Origin of the sequence: Klebsiella planticola ATCC 33531 (assembly GCF_000735435.1) — a bacterium.
Taxonomy (GTDB): Bacteria; Pseudomonadota; Gammaproteobacteria; order Enterobacterales; family Enterobacteriaceae; genus Klebsiella; species Klebsiella planticola.
On sequence record NZ_JMPP01000018.1, the window covers coordinates 175,918 to 192,350 of the forward strand.

At 59.8% G+C, this 16,433-nt stretch carries 17 protein-coding genes; 15 read left to right on the plus strand and 2 right to left on the minus strand.

From position 1 onward, the window contains the following. The first annotated feature begins 235 nt into the window (after positions 1 to 235). Positions 236 to 1,156 (plus strand): agmatinase, encoded by a 921-nt coding sequence (speB, locus tag GRPL_RS17370; RefSeq protein WP_032690775.1) that lies wholly within the window; start codon positions 236 to 238, stop codon positions 1,154 to 1,156. A 3-nt stretch (positions 1,157 to 1,159) separates the two neighbouring features. On the opposite strand, the gene GRPL_RS17365 is transcribed toward speB, so the two are convergent. Further along, on the minus strand, positions 1,160 to 2,371 hold the full coding sequence (locus GRPL_RS17365) for an MFS transporter (protein WP_032690776.1): 1,212 nt from the start codon (positions 2,369 to 2,371) through the stop codon (positions 1,160 to 1,162). A 429-nt stretch (positions 2,372 to 2,800) separates the two neighbouring features. On the opposite strand from GRPL_RS17365, the gene GRPL_RS17360 reads away from it, so the two are divergent. The 14 genes from GRPL_RS17360 to GRPL_RS17295 all read left to right on the plus strand — a co-directional run bounded on the left by GRPL_RS17360 (position 2,801) and on the right by GRPL_RS17295 (position 15,518). Beyond that, positions 2,801 to 3,124 (plus strand): Rieske (2Fe-2S) protein, encoded by a 324-nt coding sequence (locus tag GRPL_RS17360; RefSeq protein WP_004151769.1) that lies wholly within the window; start codon positions 2,801 to 2,803, stop codon positions 3,122 to 3,124. Beyond that, positions 3,121 to 3,429 (plus strand): recombinase-like helix-turn-helix domain-containing protein, encoded by a 309-nt coding sequence (locus GRPL_RS17355; RefSeq protein WP_032690777.1) that lies wholly within the window; start codon positions 3,121 to 3,123, stop codon positions 3,427 to 3,429. Before GRPL_RS17360 ends, GRPL_RS17355 begins: the two co-directional genes overlap by 4 nt. Positions 3,430 to 3,439: 10 nt before the next feature. After that, positions 3,440 to 4,462, plus strand: a complete 1,023-nt coding sequence (locus GRPL_RS17350; protein WP_032697622.1) for a Rieske 2Fe-2S domain-containing protein — start codon at positions 3,440 to 3,442, stop codon at positions 4,460 to 4,462. Continuing rightward, positions 4,462 to 5,211 carry an SDR family oxidoreductase gene (locus GRPL_RS17345; RefSeq protein WP_032690779.1) on the plus strand — a complete coding sequence of 250 codons (750 nt, stop codon included), beginning with the start codon at positions 4,462 to 4,464 and terminating at the stop codon, positions 5,209 to 5,211. Before GRPL_RS17350 ends, GRPL_RS17345 begins: the two co-directional genes overlap by 1 nt. Positions 5,212 to 5,225: 14 nt before the next feature. Then, positions 5,226 to 6,014 (plus strand): IclR family transcriptional regulator, encoded by a 789-nt coding sequence (locus GRPL_RS17340; protein ID WP_004867460.1) that lies wholly within the window; start codon positions 5,226 to 5,228, stop codon positions 6,012 to 6,014. Between the two features lie 88 nt (positions 6,015 to 6,102). Next, positions 6,103 to 7,029 (plus strand): VOC family protein, encoded by a 927-nt coding sequence (locus GRPL_RS17335; RefSeq protein WP_032697624.1) that lies wholly within the window; start codon positions 6,103 to 6,105, stop codon positions 7,027 to 7,029. Then, positions 7,026 to 8,222 carry an NAD(P)/FAD-dependent oxidoreductase gene (locus GRPL_RS17330; protein ID WP_032697625.1) on the plus strand — a complete coding sequence of 399 codons (1,197 nt, stop codon included), beginning with the start codon at positions 7,026 to 7,028 and terminating at the stop codon, positions 8,220 to 8,222. Before GRPL_RS17335 ends, GRPL_RS17330 begins: the two co-directional genes overlap by 4 nt. Positions 8,223 to 8,248: 26 nt before the next feature. Further along, the gene (locus GRPL_RS17325) at positions 8,249 to 9,505 is read left to right on the plus strand and encodes an MFS transporter (RefSeq protein WP_032690782.1); all 1,257 of its coding nucleotides are present in this window, start codon (positions 8,249 to 8,251) and stop codon (positions 9,503 to 9,505) included. Between the two features lie 10 nt (positions 9,506 to 9,515). Continuing rightward, complete coding sequence (locus GRPL_RS17320; RefSeq protein WP_032690783.1) at positions 9,516 to 10,046, plus strand: cupin domain-containing protein; 531 nt, start codon at positions 9,516 to 9,518, stop codon at positions 10,044 to 10,046. A gap of 9 nt (positions 10,047 to 10,055) precedes the next feature. After that, positions 10,056 to 10,826 carry an alpha/beta fold hydrolase gene (locus GRPL_RS17315; protein WP_032690784.1) on the plus strand — a complete coding sequence of 257 codons (771 nt, stop codon included), beginning with the start codon at positions 10,056 to 10,058 and terminating at the stop codon, positions 10,824 to 10,826. Next, on the plus strand, positions 10,810 to 11,604 hold the full coding sequence (locus GRPL_RS17310) for an SDR family oxidoreductase (protein WP_032697629.1): 795 nt from the start codon (positions 10,810 to 10,812) through the stop codon (positions 11,602 to 11,604). Before GRPL_RS17315 ends, GRPL_RS17310 begins: the two co-directional genes overlap by 17 nt. Before the next feature lie 9 nt (positions 11,605 to 11,613). Then, positions 11,614 to 12,384 carry an aspartate dehydrogenase gene (locus tag GRPL_RS17305; RefSeq protein WP_032690786.1) on the plus strand — a complete coding sequence of 257 codons (771 nt, stop codon included), beginning with the start codon at positions 11,614 to 11,616 and terminating at the stop codon, positions 12,382 to 12,384. 9 nt (positions 12,385 to 12,393) lie between these two features. Next, entirely contained in the window at positions 12,394 to 13,863 is a 1,470-nt protein-coding gene (locus GRPL_RS17300; protein ID WP_032698804.1) for an aldehyde dehydrogenase, read from the plus strand. Between the two features lie 14 nt (positions 13,864 to 13,877). After that, positions 13,878 to 15,518: a thiamine pyrophosphate-binding protein gene (locus GRPL_RS17295; RefSeq protein WP_032698805.1), complete on the plus strand. Its 1,641-nt coding sequence runs from the start codon at positions 13,878 to 13,880 to the stop codon at positions 15,516 to 15,518. A gap of 42 nt (positions 15,519 to 15,560) precedes the next feature. Here GRPL_RS17295 and loiP read toward each other — a convergent pair whose 3' ends face one another. Continuing rightward, on the minus strand, positions 15,561 to 16,319 hold the full coding sequence (gene loiP, locus GRPL_RS17290; RefSeq protein WP_032690789.1) for a metalloprotease LoiP: 759 nt from the start codon (positions 16,317 to 16,319) through the stop codon (positions 15,561 to 15,563). Positions 16,320 to 16,433: the final 114 nt, after the last annotated feature.

The window sequence follows — 16,433 nt, forward strand, 5'->3', positions numbered from 1 at the left end:
CGCTGCGCTTGCCGGGCCTACGGACGCTGGCCGGATAAGACGAAGCGTCATCCGGCAGCAACAAGCTACGGTTCGGTATTTGCTATACTCTCTTGAACCCGTAGACATTAACGGCGATAATTCGCCTATATAAGCAGCAACCCTATTCAAACCCTTCCTCGTCGGGCCTAACGACGCGGAAGGGTTTTTTTATATCTGTAGTTACATACACCGACTGTAAAAAGAGGTCATACCCATGAGCACCTTAGGTCATCAATACGATAACTCCCTGGTATCTAACGCGTTTGGTTTTCTGCGTCTGCCGCTGAATTTCCAGCCGTACGACAGCGATGCTGACTGGGTCATTACCGGCGTACCTTTCGATATGGCGACTTCCGGGCGCGCGGGCGGCCGTCATGGCCCGGCGGCGATCCGTCAGGTCTCTACCAACCTGGCGTGGGAACATAACCGCTTCCCATGGAACTTCGACATGCGCGAGCGCCTGAACGTGGTTGACTGCGGCGATCTGGTTTACGCCTTCGGCGACGCGCGTGAGATGAGCGAGAAGCTGCAGGCGCATGCGGAAAGACTGCTGGCGGCCGGTAAGCGTATGCTCTCCTTCGGCGGCGACCACTTCGTGACCCTGCCGCTGCTGCGCGCCCACGCGAAGCATTTCGGTAAAATGGCGCTGGTGCACTTTGATGCCCATACCGACACCTACGCCAACGGCTGCGAATTCGACCATGGCACCATGTTCTTCACCGCGCCGAAAGAAGGGCTGATCGATCCGAACCACTCTGTGCAGATCGGTATTCGTACTGAGTTCGACAAGGATAACGGCTTTACCGTCCTGGATGCCGGCCAGGTGAACGATCGTACCGTCGATGACATCATCGCCCAGGTGAAGCAGATCGTCGGCGATATGCCGGTGTACCTGACCTTCGACATCGACTGCCTGGATCCGGCGTTTGCCCCGGGCACCGGTACGCCGGTGATCGGCGGGCTGACCTCCGATCGCGCGATCAAGCTGGTACGCGGTCTGAAGGATCTGAACATCGTCGGGATGGACGTGGTGGAAGTGGCTCCGTCTTACGATCAGTCCGAGATCACCGCGCTGGCAGCGGCGACCCTGGCGCTGGAAATGCTCTACATCCAGGCGGCGAAAAAAGGCGAATAAACCTTACGCGCTCACTGCTGCTGCGCGACGCATGCGCAGCAGCAGCATTCCCCCGGCCAGCAGCGTTATCACCTGCGAGGCCACCAGCACGGAAAATCCTGAACTCACCGATCCCGCCGACTTCATCACCATTCCCATTAGCAGCGGAATAAATGCCGCACAGATGTTACCCACGCCGTTAATAATGCCGTAGGCGCTGCCCACCGCCTGGCGCGGCGCATGATGCTGTACTACCGCCGGTATCGCCGCCCCCTGCAATCCCCAGAAGATATTGGCCGACAGCATGAACAGCGCCAGCAGGGCCGGCTGCTGGCTAAGCATCAGCGCCACGACCGAGCAGGCGGTCAGCGCGCCGCCGATGATAAACAGCAGCGGCGCCTGTTCCGGGCGTAACTTATCGAGCAGCACGCCGCCGAGAAATTTTGAACCGAGGCTGAGCAGAAATGGGATCGCGGCCAGCAAACCGGTGGCCTGCAGCGAAAAGTGGTGTTCATCACGTAGCCAGGCCGGCAGCCAGGCGCTGCTGCCCCACAGATAGCTGAGAGTGGCAATCTCAACCAGCAGGATCCAGCCGAGAAGCGGCGTATGCCAGGCCAGCAGAAAGGTCCGCTGCAAGCCGGGACGCGCGCTGTTTACCGGGGCTGCCGGCGCCGGCAAAAAGCGCCAGATAGCTCCGCCGCCGAGTACCAGGTTGAGTCCCGCCAGGCTATAAAACGATCCCATCCACCCCTGGTGCTCGACTAAAAAAGTCACCAGCGGAAAGCCCACCGCCAGGCCCAATGAGACCCCCAGGGCGGTGACGGCGTTCGGCTTGCCGATCTCTTCGGCAGAGAAGTTATCGCTGATAAAGCGCGTTTTAAGGGAAAACAGCGGACCTTCCGCGATCCCAAGGATAATCCGGGCCAGCAGCATCCCCATTAGTGAGCCCAGCAGCGGCGAGATGGCGCAGACCAGCGCCCATATCACCACGCTGCTTAACAATCCCTGTCGGTAATGCAGCTTACTTTCTATAACTGGTGTTAATAATAACGCCGAGAATCCATAACCCAGAAGAAAGCAGGTCATCAGCATTCCCTGTAACATTCTGTTTTCATTTAAATGAAAGTGGGCGGCGAAATCGGGGTTAAGAATCATGACCGAAATATTTACCCGGTCAATGTAAGAAATAATGATAAGTAACAATAATGCGATTGTTCCCTGCCATTTTGCGGTCATTGTTATTCTTCTTCCTCGCTCATTGATGGATCGTTCTTGTTATTTTTAAATCGCAGTGATAATCACGGGTGTAAAATGGTTCATTAGTGAAACTAGTTGATTTAAATGAATAATTTAATCTTTTGTTTCACCAGTGAAACTTGATGGCGCGCTGCCTTTATCATTTTTAATGATCATTGAGAACGAAAGTCAATAGCTATTAACGAGGTTTTTAGCGACAGCTTAATTTAATTTCATATCACTCTTTAAATATCACAATTTCATATTGCCACTTTTTTTCGTGATCAATTGCACACTTAGATAATTAAACAGCCTCTGGTTAACAAATTCTTCACATTGCCGCTTGACGAAAGATTGAACGCTTTTATATTGACCGTATTAAATAAGAAACAGAGTTTCATATATGAAACAAAAGCCTGGAGGATCGTGATGAGCTGGATAGGCGTATGTGACGCAGAGCAGGTACAGGAAGATTTCCCTTATAGCGGCAACATCGACGGTAAAGAAATCGGTATTTATCTGATTGATGGTGAGTACTACGCGCTGGAAGACGTGTGTCCACATGCCTATGCGCTGTTAAGCCAGGGGTTTGTGGAAGACGGCAAAGTTGAATGCCCGCTGCATGAAGCGGTATTCGACGTGAAAACCGGCCAGTGTCTGCATGGTCCCGGCGGGCGCAACCTTAATCGTTATCCGGTGCGGGTATACGACAATCAGATCCAGATTACCTTTATCGAGGAGAACGTGGCATGAGCGAATCCCTGGACTTTAACCCGGCGCTGCCGGAAAGCCGCCAGTTTACGCCGCCTGCGGAAGGCGGGAACGGCAACATCCATAAGCCTGGCGATTATCACAACCTTATCTGGCAAACCCGCAGTCGCGTTGCGGAAAGCTGGGAGCTGGAACTTATCGCGACCCTTGAAACGCTTTTCGAGCAGGGGGCGGAGAGCCTGACGCAGCTGGTGGACGGGCTGAATACCCTGAAGATGCACGATCGGCAAGGCGATGCCTGGAGCGAAGAGAGCTTTCGGGTGTTTTTGCAGGTAAACGGATACTGAGGGCACGGCGATGACGACAACGGTACAAAACTATCTCGATAAAGGTTTACGTGGCCTGTGGTATCCGGTTCTGGCGAGCTGGGAAGTGCAGTCCGCTCCGGTGGGCATTACCCGTCTCGGCGAACAAATTGTGGTGTGGCGTAATAAGGACGGAGAGCTGCAGGCGCTGGAAGACCGCTGCCCGCACCGTGGTGCTCGTCTGTCGATGGGCTGGAATCTCGGCGATCGTATCGCCTGCTGGTATCACGGCGTGGAAGTGGCAGGTAACGGCGAAGTGAAAGATGTTCCGGCGGTCGACAAATGTCCGCTGGTGGGCCAGCAGTGCGTGCGCAGCTACCACGTTCAGGAAGCGCATGGCGCGATATTCCTGTGGTTTGCGGCCACGGCCGACCAGCAGCCCGAACCGCTCACCTTCCCGGAAGAGCTGGCCGATAGCGACAAATACAGCAACTTCCTCTGTACCGCAGCGTGGAAATGCAACTATCAGTACGCGCTGGAAAATGTCATGGACCCGATGCACGGCACCTACCTGCACTCCTCTTCGCACTCAATGGCGGAAGGCGATCGCAAAGCCGACATGGTGCTGCAGCCAACGAAAACCGGCTTTATCTTTGAGAAAAAAGGCCAGAGCGGCGTCAACTTCGACTGGGTCGAGCTGGGCAACAGCGGCGCTTACTGGATGCGCCTGTCTATCCCGTACCAGAAGCGTTTTGGGCCGGGCGGCCACTTCTGGATCGTCGGCATGGTGGTGCCGGAAGATAACGACAACTGCCGGGTCTTCTTCTGGCGTATTCGCGGCGTGCAGGGCTGGCAGCGCGATCTGTGGCGCTTTATGTATCGCAACCGTCTGGAAAAACTGCACTGGGAAGTGCTGGAGCAGGATCGCGTGGTGCTCGAAAGCCTGGCGCCGAACGCCCGCGATCACGAATACCTGTATCAGCATGACGTCGGCCTTTCCCGTCTGCGCCGGATGATGCAAAAAGCGGCGAAAGAGCAGCTGGCAGCTCGGGAAGAGCAGCAGGGAGCGGCCTGATGAACGGGCTGTTAACCGGCAAACGTATGGTGATTACCGGCGCGGCACGCGGCCTGGGCTTTCATTTTGCCAAAGCCTGCGCGGAGCAGGGCGCTGACGTCGTGATGTGCGACATCCTGCAGGGCGAACTGGCGGAGAGCGCGCATCGTCTGCGCGAGCAGGGTTATCGCATTGAATCACAGACTATCGATCTGGCCGATGCCTCATCCATCGAGGAGGCGTTCCTCGCGATCGGCGAACGAGGAAAGATCGACGGCCTGGTCAATAACGCGGCGATGGCCACCGGCGTCGGCGGTAAAAATATGATCGATTACGATCCGGATCTGTGGGATCGGGTGATGTCGGTAAACGTCAAAGGCACCTGGCTGGTGACCCGGGCGGCGGTACCGCTGTTGCGTGAAGGGGCCGGGATCGTCAACGTCGCCTCCGATACCGCGCTGTGGGGCGCCCCCCGGCTGATGGCCTATGTCGCCAGCAAAGGAGCGGTGATCGCCATGACGCGCTCGATGGCCCGCGAACTGGGCGAAAAGCGTATTCGGATCAACGCGATCGCCCCCGGTCTGACCCGGGTTGAAGCGACGGAATATGTGCCTGCTGAGCGTCATCAGCTGTACGAAAACGGGCGCGCGTTAAGCGGCGCCCAGCAGCCGGAAGATGTCACCGGCAGCGTGGTGTGGCTGTTAAGCGACCTGTCGCGGTTTATTACCGGGCAGCTGATTCCGGTCAACGGCGGATTTGTTTTTAACTAAAGAGGCGAGGCGGTATGGCAAACGTTCAGGAAGTGAAATACCTGGTGCCGGGGCTGGAGCGGGGACTGCAGCTGCTGCTGGCATTTGGCGAGCAACATCGCGATCTGACCTTTGCCGAGCTGCATCGGCTGGTGGATATGCCGAAAGCAACCGCCTATCGCGTGGTGCAAACGCTGGAGTATATGGGGTTTCTGGAGCGCAACGCGCGTACCAATACCTTCTCGCTGGGGATGAATGTCCTGCGTCTGGGCTTTGAATATATTGCGTCGCTGGATGTGGCGCAGGTTGGCCAGCCGGTGATCGAGCAGCTGCGTGATACCAGTCAGTGCAGCAGTCATCTGGCGATCCGCGACGGTCGGGACATTATTTACATTGCCCGCGTCAGCGCCGCCGGTTCACGGATCAATCAGGTCAGTATCGGTACCCGCCTGCCGGTTCACTGCACCTCGCTGGGCCGCATGCTGCTGACCGATGTCTCGCGCGGCGAGTTTGAGCAGCTGTTTCCCGATGAACGGCTGCCGGGCAATACGCCGGGGCAACTTCACGATCGCGAAGCGCTATGGCAGATGGTGCAGCAGGATAAAGCGCGTGGCTATGTGATTGGCGAATCTTTCTACCGCCACGGCATCTCTTCCATCGTCTACCCGGTCTACGATCGCAGCGGTCGGGTAGCGGCGGTGGTCAGTATTCTGGTGCCGTCGGATGAGATCCCGCAAAGCGATCGGGAACGGCTGCAAAGCGATGTCAGCCTGGCGGCGGACAAAATTTCTGGCTTTTTAGGCTACCTGTCACAAGCTAGTTAAATCAATAACTTAACATCAGGCGCTTGCGTGCGTCGGGGATGTTTTACGCCCAAATCAGGGCGACAGAACGGTAAAGAGGCTACCAACGATGAGCGTAACCGGAATTGAAAAGCTGGAATTTGGCGTCGACGACCTGACTCATTGCGCCAGGTTTATGCGTGATTTTGGCCTGGCGGGCGACGCCAGCGGCCAGCGTTTTACCACCTTAAGCGGCGCGCGGGTGGAACTGAATCCGATCCATAGCCCGGATCTGCCGCCGGCCTTTGAAGCGGGTAACACCCTACGCCGTATGACCTGGGGCGTGGCGGATCGGGCGGCGCTGGATGCTCTGCGGCCCAAATTGTCCCGCCAGCCCGCCTTTCGTGAGATTGACGGTGCCCTCGAGTGCCAGGATCCCAACGGCATGACGCTGCGGGTGCAGGTCACTCAACAAGTCGCGGTGACGCTGAACGTTGAGCCGATTAACCAGTGGGGCGATATGCGGCGGATTGATACGCCAAGCCCGGTGTATGACGGCGCGCAGCCGATCAACGTAGGCCACGTGGTGTTCTTCGTCGAAGAGCTGGCGGCGGTCGAGGCCTTCTATCGTGAGGTGCTCGGTTTCCAGGTTTCCGATCGCTACATCAATCGTGCGGTATTCCTGCGCTGCGGCGTACGCGGTGGTCACCACAATCTCTTTTTATTGCAGCTGCCCAACCGCAAGCGCGGCCTGAACCACGTGGCCTTTACCGTGCGCGATATCCATGAAGTGATTGGCGGCGGCATTGCGATGAATAAAAACGCGTGGAGCACCTTTATTGGTCCCGGCCGTCACCCGGTCTCTTCCGCCTATTTCTGGTACGTCAACAGCCCGACCGGCGGCGCTTTTGAGTACTACACCAACGATGATTTCCTGACGGAGAACTGGCGCCCGCGCGAGCTGGAACACTCGCTGGTCTCCTTTACCGAGTGGGCGGTGGAAGGGGGGATCGACCACGATACCCGCCGCCAGCAGAAAAAGCCGGAGGCGGTATGACGGCGCGAATAGTCATTATCGGCGGTGGCCAGGCGGGCGGCTGGGCGGCGAAAACCCTGCGTGACGAAGGCTACGACGGCGAGATTTGCGTGGTGGCGGAAGAAGAGTGGGATTTTTACGAGCGTCCGCCGCTGTCAAAAGCGACGCTGCTGGAGGCCGATGCGCCGCTGCCGCGTCTGTTCAGCGAAGAGGTGCAGCAGGCGTTAAACCTGCGCTGGTTCCGCCCGCTGCGCGCTGAGGCCATCGATCGCCAGAGCAAAAGCGTTCATCTGAGTAACGGCGAACAGCTCGGCTATGACCAGCTGCTGATCGCCACCGGCGGTCGCGCCCGCCTGCCCGGCGAAGCCTGGGCGAAACAGCCGCAGGTTTACACGCTGCGCCACTGGCAGGACGCGCAGCGCCTGAAGCAACGGCTGGCGACCACCGCGCGGCTGGCGATTGTCGGCGGCGGCTGGATTGGTCTTGAGATTGCCGCCTCGGCGCGAAAAAGCGGCGTCGCGGTCACCTTATTTGAACAGCAGCCGCTGCTGTGCATGCGTTCGGTAAGTGCGGAAGTGTCGCAGGAACTGGCACGGATCCATCGCGATCGGGGCGTCGATATTCGTCACGGCTGCGGTGCGCTGGAGCTGGAAGATGATGGCGGTCTGCCGGTTATTCACTGCGACGGTCAGCGGGAAACCTTTGATGCGGTGGTGGTAGGGATCGGCGTCGATCTCAACCTCGAACTGGCGCGGGACGCGGGACTGGCTGTCGATCGCGGGATCGTTGTCAACGCCCTGGGACAGACCAGCGACCCGGCGATCTTCGCGGCCGGAGATGTGGCGCAGCATCACCAGTATGGCCTGTGCATCCAGTCGTGGGCCTTTGCCCAGAACCAGGCGGTGGCGACGGCGAAAGCGATGCTGAACCCGCAGGCGGCCGGCTACGCCGACGCGCCATGGCTGTGGTCGGATCAATATGCCGACAATATTCAGATCCTCGGCATTCCGCAGCCAGGCAGTCGGACGGTGACGCGCCGGGATCCGCAGGGAGCGCTATTTTTCTCGATAGACGCTGACGGTCGCCTGACTCAGCTGGTGGCGTTTAACGACGCTCGCACCGTCAAGCTGGCGAAACGCTGGATGGCTGCGGGGAGAGATCTTTCCGCCGTACCGCTCGATGACCTGGCCTTTTCGCTGATGTCATTGCGATAAGACCCGCGCACCCTTAAGGGGGAGAGATGACCACATTAGAGACAAACACCGCGCCGCTTGAGGCAGGCGGTGAGGGCGTCCATACGCCTGAAAAGGCGGTCCGCTGGGCGATTCCGCTGTCGCTGCTGGCCTGCGTACTGCTGGCGTTCTTCGACAAAATCAGCATTGCCGCCTTGTTTTCCGATAGCCATTTCCAGCAGGCGATGGGGATGGATTTTGACACCACGCGGTTGGGCATTCTGATGAGTGCCTTCCTGCTGAGCTACGGTTTTTCCTCGGTGCTGCTCAGCGGATTGGGCGATCGCATCGCGCCGCTGCGCCTGCTCACCGGCATGATGATGGTGTGGTGCGTTTTAATGGTGATGATGGGCTTCACCCATAACTACACGGTGATGGTCACCTTGCGCATTCTGCTCGGCATCGCCGAAGGGCCGCTGTTTCCGCTGGCGTTCGCCATCGTCCGCCACACCTTCCCGCAGCGGCTTCAGGCGCGGGCCACCATGCTGTGGCTGCTCGGAACACCGGTCGGCGCAGCAATTGGTTTTCCGCTGTCGATTTGGCTGCTCAATACCTTTGGCTGGCAGAGCACCTTCTTTGTGATGGCGATGCTGACGGTGCCGGTGCTGATTTTCGTGCGCATCGGCCTGCGCGGGGTGCAGCTGGAGAGCAAAGCGTCCGGCGAAAAGGTATCCCAGGAGGCGCGCCGCGCCGCGCGGCGGGAGCTGTTCGTCAGCGCGCATTTCTGGATGATTTGCGTGTTTAACATCGCCTTTCTGGCCTATTTGTGGGGCATCAACGGCTGGCTGCCGGGCTATCTGATTAAAGGTAAAGGGATCCATCTGGAGCATGCCGGTTGGCTGTCGTCGATGCCGTTTATCGCCATGCTGCTGGGCGAAATAATTGGCGCCTGGCTCTCCGATCGTCTTGATAAACGCGCCGCCGCCTGCTTTGTCTCGCTGGCCGGGGCGGCGGTTGGCCTGGCGGCGGTGATGCACTTCGCCACCCCGCTGACGGTCATTGCGGCGATGAGTTTCAGCACCTTTATGTGGGGCACCGGCGCACCCAATATTTTCGCCCTGCTGGCCAAGGCGACCCATCCCCGGGTCAGCGCCACGGCGGGGGGCATTTTCAACGGGCTGGGGAACTTTGCAGGCGCCCTGTCGCCGGCGGTGATGGGGGCGCTGATCGCCTTCACCCACAGCATGGATTCCGGGCTGATTTTTCTGGCGGTGATGGCGGCGGTGGGCTGCGTCCTGTTACTGCCGCTGCTGAGACGTTACTGAGGAGAAAACGATGACTGATTCAACCGTGACTGCAAAACCGGGTATCAAACCTGAACATCTGACGATGGAAGAGTGGGTAGAGTCGCGTATCGCGCGCTTTGAGGGACGGAAATATGACTGGAACGCGCTGAAGTTCCAGGCTGATTTCGACCCGAAATACCGTCGCGCTCAGATGCGCTATATCGGCACCGGCGCCACCGGCGTGGCGAGCGATACCAATACCGTGGCGGCGGAAAACTTCACCTTCTCCACCATGGTGCTGCCGGCGAAATGTGAGGGGCCGCTGCATCTGCATGATGATGTGGAGGAGGTGTTCTTCATGCTCAAAGGGCAGATAACGCTGATGATTCAGGATGGCGACAGCTATACCGAAACCGTGCTGCGCGAGCGCGATCTGATCTCCGTCCCGGCGGGCATCTACCGCGGGCTGTTTAACCACGGTGAGGAAGAGGCGCTGATGTGCGTGATGCTGGGCACCAGGAAGCCGAATATTCCGACCTATCCGGAAGATCACCCCCTGTCGAAAGTAAAACGTAATTAAGGAGGCGGTATGACGGGTTTTCGTGAACAAGGGCACGGCACGCCGCTGGTGCTGTTACACGGCATCAGCTCCGGCGCGGCTTCCTGGCATAAACAGATGGCGCTGTCCGGCTATCGTGTGCTGGCCTGGGATATGCCCGGTTATGGCGAAAGCCCGATGCTGCCGGTTGCGCAGGCGAATGCGGGTGATTATGCCGATGCGCTGGCGCGCATGCTGGACCACGCCGGCGTTGAGCAGGCGGTCGTGGTGGGGCATTCGCTCGGTGCGCTGGTGGCCAGCGCCTTTGCGGCGAAATATCCCCGCCGCGTGCGCTACCTGGTGTTAGCCGATGCCGCACAGGGGTACGGCCAGGCGGAGGCGGAACAGCGGGAAAAAGTCTGGCGCAGTCGCCAGCAGCAAATGGCGTCAGGAGCAGAGCGGCTGGCGCAAACCCGGGCGGCGAAGCTGCTGCATCCCTGTGCGGCGGAGGCCGATATCGCCACCGTTGCCGCCGGAATGCGCAAGCTGCGTCGTGAGGGCTATCTGGCCGCGGCGTGGATGCTGGCGCATGACGATATTCACCGCTGGCTTGGCGATTATCACGGCCGGTTTGAGGTGTGGTGCGGTGAGCAGGACGCTATCACTCAACCAGAGCTGGTGCGCGGTCTGGCGCTACGCTACGGCATGCCGTACACCGCGATTCCGCACGCGGGTCACGCCAGCTATCTCGATAATGAAACCTTTTTTAATCAACAGCTTTTACGGGTAGGGGAAGAGGTGCGCGATGAATGCACAAATTGAAGGCCGTGTAGCGGTAGTCACCGGAGGATCGTCAGGGATCGGCTTTGAAACGCTGCGTCTGCTGCTGGGCGAAGGGGCGAAAGTCGCTTTCTGCGGCCGCAATCCCGACCGGCTCGCCAGCGCGCATGCCGCGTTGCAGAACGAGTATCCCGGAGCGGAGGTTTTCTCTTACCGCTGCGACGTCCTGAAAGAAGACGAGGTGCAGGCCTTTGCCGATGCGGTGGCGGCACGTTTTGGCGGCGCGGACATGTTGATCAACAACGCCGGGCAGGGCTACGTGGCGCACTTTGCCGATACCCCGCGCGAGGCGTGGTTGCATGAGGCGGAGCTGAAGTTGTTTGGCGTGATCAACCCGGTAAAGGCCTTTCAGCCGCAGCTGGAGCGGTCGGATATCGCCTCGATTACCTGCGTCAATTCACTGCTGGCGCTACAGCCGGAAGAGCACATGATTGCCACCTCTGCCGCCCGCGCGGCGCTGCTCAACATGACGCTGACGCTGTCAAAAGATTTGGTGGGAAAAGGCATTCGCGTCAACTCGATTTTGCTGGGAATGGTGGAGTCGGGGCAGTGGCAGCGGCGCTTTGAAAATCGTGCCGATAAGCAGCAGAGCTGGCCCGAGTGGACAGCGGATATCGCCCGTAAACGTGGGATCCCGATGGCGCGTCTCGGCAAGCCGCAGGAGCCTGCGCAGGCGCTGCTGTTTTTGGCCTCGCCGCTGGCATCGTTTACCACCGGCGCCGCGCTGGATGTCTCCGGCGGTTTTTGCCGTCACCTTTAAGGAGCCATCATGAAAAAAATTATGCTTATCGGCTATGGCGCCATGGCGCAAGCGGTAATTGAACGGCTGCCCCCGCAGGTCACGTTAGGCTGGATTGTCGCCCGGGAAGCCCATCAGGCGGCGATTCGCGCCCGCTTTGGCGATGCGGTGACGGTGCTTGACGATCCGCAATCTTGTACGGAAACCCCGGATCTGGTGCTGGAGTGCGCCAGCCAACAGGCGGTTGCGCAATATGGCGAAGCCATTCTCGCCCGCGGCTGGCATCTGGCGGTGATCTCTACCGGCGCGCTGGCCGATAGCGCGCTCGAACAGCGTTTATATCAGGCGGGCGGTAGGCTGACGCTGCTCTCCGGCGCGGTGGCCGGCATTGACGGACTGGCGGCGGCAAAAGAGGGCGGTCTTGAGCGCGTGACCTATCAGTCGCGCAAAAGCCCGGCCAGCTGGCGTGGAAGCTACGCGGAAATGCTCATCGACCTCAATGCGGTCAGCGAGGCGAAAATCTTTTTTGAAGGCAGCGCCCGCGAAGCGGCACGCCTGTTTCCGGCGAATGCCAACGTGGCGGCAACCGTGGCGTTGGGCGGTATCGGAATGGACGACACGCGGGTGCAGCTGATGGTCGATCCGGCCACGCGGCGCAATACCCACACGTTACATGTTGAAGGCGCGTTCGGTGAGTTTCGCCTCGAGCTGAGCGGCCTGCCGCTGGCCGACAATCCAAAAACATCTACCCTGGCGGCACTGAGCGCGGTACGCGCCTGCCGTGAACTGGCGCAACGCTAAGAGGCGGCAATGGACGAATTAACGATCTTTATCGGCGGTCACTGGCGCCACGGCGGCGGCAATCTGATGCACAGCTACTTTCCGGCGGACGGCACGGTGAATGCGACGCTGCGGGCGGCCAGTCTCGACGATCTGCAGGAAGCGATAACCTGCGCCGAGCGTGCCTGGCGGGAACCAACGTGGCGCAACATGCTGCCGCATCTGCGGGCAAAGATCCTGCATAAGGTGGCGGATCTGATTGAATCTCGTCTGGATGAACTGGCGCGAATGCAAAGTCGGGACAACGGCAAGCCGCTGGCGGAAGCGCGGGGGCTGGTGATGAGTGCGGCGGCAAGCGCCCGCTATTTCGCCGCCGCCTGCGAGCTGCTGGAAGGGGAGCTGCCGACTCCGCGTCAGGCAGACCTGTTGACCCTGAGCCGCTACGAACCGCTGGGCGTGGTGGCGGCGATCACCCCGTGGAACTCGCCGATCGCCAGCGAAATGCAAAAAGTGGCGCCGGCGATCGCCGCGGGTAATGCGGTGATCCTCAAACCCGCGGAAGCGACGCCGCTGATGGCGCTGGAACTGGCGCGGATCTTCGAGCAAGCCGGTTTACCTGCGGGGCTGCTGAGCGTGCTGCCGGGGAAAGGATCGGTGATTGGCGACGCCCTGGCGCGTCATCCGCTGGTGCGCAAAATTTCGTTTACCGGCGGCACCCGCACCGGACGCCATCTGGCGCACGTGGCGGCAGAAAAACTGATCCCGGCATCGCTGGAGCTGGGCGGTAAATCGCCGACCATCGTGCTGGAGGATGCCGATATCGAACAGGCGGCGCGGGGGATCTGCTACGGCATTTTCAGCTCCGGCGGTCAGGCGTGCATCGCCGGTTCGCGGCTGTTTGTGCATGAAAAAGTTTACCCGCAGCTGATGGCGCGGCTGCTGGAGCTGACGCGCGGACTGCGGATTGGCCATCCGTTCAGCGACGATACCCACATCGGGCCGTTGATTAATGAACAGCACCGTGACGGCGTGCTCGCGTACGTCGAACTGGCGAAACGCGAAGGCGGGCGGGTGCTATGCGGAGGAGAGATTCCGGCCGATCCGGCGCTGGCGGCGGGGAGCTACTTCCAGCCGACGATCGTCGAAGGGCTGACGAATCAGGCGCGCGTCTGTCAGGAAGAGATCTTCGGCCCGGTACTGGTGGCGATGCCCTTTCGCGATGAAGCCCAGCTGATCCGCGAAGCCAATGACTCGGTCTATGGCCTGGCGGCGGGGATCTGGACGCGGGATAGCGGACGTGCCCTGCGCTTAAGCGAGCGTCTGGAAGCCGGGACGGTGTGGATCAACACCTACAAGGTTTTCTCCATTTCGACCCCGTTCGGGGGCTTTAAAGAGAGCGGTCTGGGCCGCGAAAAAGGTATTCAGGGGCTGAAAGCCTGGATGCAACAAAAGAGCATTTATCTGGCGACGGGTAATAGCGTGAATCACTGGTGCGATTGAGAGAAGGGTGAGCAATGAGCGAAATGATAACCGTCGGCGAAGCCATCGCCAGAACGCTGGAGCAGTACAACGTTGAGGCTATTTACGGCGTCATCTCTATTCATAACCTGCCGGTTGCCGATGCTATTGGCCAACGCGGCAACATCCGCTTTGTTCCGGCGCGTGGCGAAGCCGGTTCGGTGACCATGGCCGACGCCCACGGTCGCTTTTCCGGCCTCGGAGTCGCGCTAACCAGCACCGGTGCCGGGGCGGGGAACGCGGTCGGGGCGCTGGTGGAGGCGATGAATGCCGGTACGCCGCTGCTGCATCTGACCGGTCAGGTAGAGAAAACCTGGCTGGATGCGGATACCGGTTTTATTCACGAAACCCGCGATCAGCTGACCTTCCTGAAAGCCAGTTCGAAACGCGCGTATCGCATCAGTAACGCCAATCAGGCGATCGCCATTTTGCACAAGGCGATTCAGGAAGCGCGGACGCCGCCGTGCGGGCCGGTATCGGTGGAGATCCCGATTGATATTCAGGGGGCAAGCATTCCCCTGGCGCTGGTCACCGCCCCGCTGAACATCGCGCCGGCGGCGCCCGTCGCTCAGGCAACGGTGGATACCCTGTGGGCGCAGCTCAGGCAGGCGAAACAGCCGCTGCTGTGGCTGGGCGGCGGGGCTATCGGTAGCGCGGCGGCGGTGAAAAAACTGGCGGATGCGGGGATCACCGTGATCTCCAGTACCCACGGGCGCGGCGTGCTGCCGGACAGCCATCGCGCCAGCCTGCGCGCCTTCCATAATTCGCCTTCCGTTGAGGCGCTGATGGCGCAATGTGATTTCACCCTGGTCGCGGGCTCGCGTCTGCGCAGTAACGAAACGCGCTCCTGGACGCTGGAACTGCCTTCGCCACGCGTACAGATTGATATCGATCCGGCGGCGGCCAGCCGTAACTATCTGATGGACAACACGCTGATCGCCGATTGTTCGGCTTTACTGGCGGCGCTGGCGGCCAAAGCGCAGGGGCGTGAATGGGGCAATGGCCACTGGGACGCACAGGTCAAAGAGGCGGTGACGCAGGCGGAGCACGGGCTACGCGAACAGTGCGGCGCCTATGCCCAACTGAACGACGCTATCGAACAGGCGCTGCCTGATGACGGTATTCTGGTCCGCGATATCACCGTCTCCGGCAGCCTGTGGGGCAGTCGTCTGTTCCGTGCAAATGGCCCGCTGATGAACGTGCATTCGCTGGCGGGGGCCATTGGTATGGGGCTGCCGATGGCGATCGGCACGGCGATCGCCAACCCGCAGCGCAAGATAGTCGGCCTGGTCGGCGATGGCGGTCTGAGCCTGAACCTCGGAGAGCTGGCGACGCTGGCGCAGGAAAAGGCCAACGTGACGCTGCTGATCATGAACGATGGCGGCTATGGCGTGATGCGCGGTATTCAGGATAAGTATTTCGGCGGTCGCCAGTATTACAACGAGCTGCACACGCCGGATTTCACGCTGCTGGCGCAGGCTATCGGTCTACAGGCGTGGAGCGTTGAGCGAGCGGAAGATTTCACCGCGGTGATGACCGAAGCGCTGGCGACGCCGGGGCCGTCGGTGGTAGAGGTCAGGATGGGGCAGATTGGCGCGCTGCGTTTTGCCGGGCCGCCGCAGAAGACGCTGTACTAAGCTCTTTTCCCCTCTCTGCGGCGCAGAGAGGGGACGGCGAGATTATTTAATGCCGTCTGCCTTCATACGATCGCGGATATGCTGAGCACGTTCTTCGGAGGCCGGGTGATCGTCAAACATTGAGCTTTGACGCCCGGCTTCCAGCTTAGCCAGCTTCTCGAAGCTGGTGGCCAGTCCTCCTGGATTAATCCCGCGCTTACGCAGTAGATCGTAGGAGTAGTCGTCCGCTTCGGACTCCTGGCGCTGGGAGAACTGCGAGTTCACCAGCTTTTCGCCCAGATCGCCAAGCTGAGATTGCGACAGGCTGCCGACGATACCGCCCGCCGAGGCAGCGGCGGCGCGAACGGCGTTGGTGCCGAGCGCGACCTGCATCCCTTTCTTGACATGGCCGAGGGCGACGTGGCCCATCTCATGGCCGATGACCGCTTCAACTTCGTTATCGTTCATGATGTCCATCAGGCCGCTATAGACGCGGATGCAGCCATTCGCCATCGCGAACGCGTTGACGTCCTTGGTTTCATACACTTTGTAATTCACCGGCTGGCCGTTGATATTGTCGCCCAGCGCGGCGGCGATTTTGCTCAGGCGCTTGCTGTATTCGCTGCTGGCTGGCGAGAGGGTGGCTTTGCTATCCATCTCTTTGCAAGCCTGGTCACTTAAGCTTTTAACCTGAGCGTCGCTCAGGGAATAGGCCTGAAAAGCTTCGGCGCCCGAACTGAGAAGGGCGTTGGAGTCCATGTTCTGACATCCGGTGAGGGTTGCTGCGATCCCAAGGGCAAGAATAGTTGAGCGAATTTTCATTTTTATCTTCCACACTCGTTCGATGATCTGACTGAAAAAGGCAACAATAAGGCTGTCGCATCCTGTACAAATTATAAAGACTATTGCGCGACGCGGGCGAGAGGATTCCGGGGC

Excerpts from the sequence above, each read along its gene's own strand:
- speB (WP_032690775.1), top strand. The coding sequence starts at position 236 with ATGAGCACCTTAGGTCATCAATACGATAACTCCCTGGTATCTAACGCG.
- GRPL_RS17365 (WP_032690776.1), bottom strand. The coding sequence starts at position 2,371 with ATGACCGCAAAATGGCAGGGAACAATCGCATTATTGTTACTTATCATT.
- GRPL_RS17360 (WP_004151769.1), top strand. The coding sequence starts at position 2,801 with ATGAGCTGGATAGGCGTATGTGACGCAGAGCAGGTACAGGAAGATTTC.
- GRPL_RS17355 (WP_032690777.1), top strand. The coding sequence starts at position 3,121 with ATGAGCGAATCCCTGGACTTTAACCCGGCGCTGCCGGAAAGCCGCCAG.
- GRPL_RS17350 (WP_032697622.1), top strand. The coding sequence starts at position 3,440 with ATGACGACAACGGTACAAAACTATCTCGATAAAGGTTTACGTGGCCTG.
- GRPL_RS17345 (WP_032690779.1), top strand. The coding sequence starts at position 4,462 with ATGAACGGGCTGTTAACCGGCAAACGTATGGTGATTACCGGCGCGGCA.
- GRPL_RS17340 (WP_004867460.1), top strand. The coding sequence starts at position 5,226 with ATGGCAAACGTTCAGGAAGTGAAATACCTGGTGCCGGGGCTGGAGCGG.
- GRPL_RS17335 (WP_032697624.1), top strand. The coding sequence starts at position 6,103 with ATGAGCGTAACCGGAATTGAAAAGCTGGAATTTGGCGTCGACGACCTG.
- GRPL_RS17330 (WP_032697625.1), top strand. The coding sequence starts at position 7,026 with ATGACGGCGCGAATAGTCATTATCGGCGGTGGCCAGGCGGGCGGCTGG.
- GRPL_RS17325 (WP_032690782.1), top strand. The coding sequence starts at position 8,249 with ATGACCACATTAGAGACAAACACCGCGCCGCTTGAGGCAGGCGGTGAG.
- GRPL_RS17320 (WP_032690783.1), top strand. The coding sequence starts at position 9,516 with ATGACTGATTCAACCGTGACTGCAAAACCGGGTATCAAACCTGAACAT.
- GRPL_RS17315 (WP_032690784.1), top strand. The coding sequence starts at position 10,056 with ATGACGGGTTTTCGTGAACAAGGGCACGGCACGCCGCTGGTGCTGTTA.
- GRPL_RS17310 (WP_032697629.1), top strand. The coding sequence starts at position 10,810 with ATGAATGCACAAATTGAAGGCCGTGTAGCGGTAGTCACCGGAGGATCG.
- GRPL_RS17305 (WP_032690786.1), top strand. The coding sequence starts at position 11,614 with ATGAAAAAAATTATGCTTATCGGCTATGGCGCCATGGCGCAAGCGGTA.
- GRPL_RS17300 (WP_032698804.1), top strand. The coding sequence starts at position 12,394 with ATGGACGAATTAACGATCTTTATCGGCGGTCACTGGCGCCACGGCGGC.
- GRPL_RS17295 (WP_032698805.1), top strand. The coding sequence starts at position 13,878 with ATGAGCGAAATGATAACCGTCGGCGAAGCCATCGCCAGAACGCTGGAG.
- loiP (WP_032690789.1), bottom strand. The coding sequence starts at position 16,319 with ATGAAAATTCGCTCAACTATTCTTGCCCTTGGGATCGCAGCAACCCTC.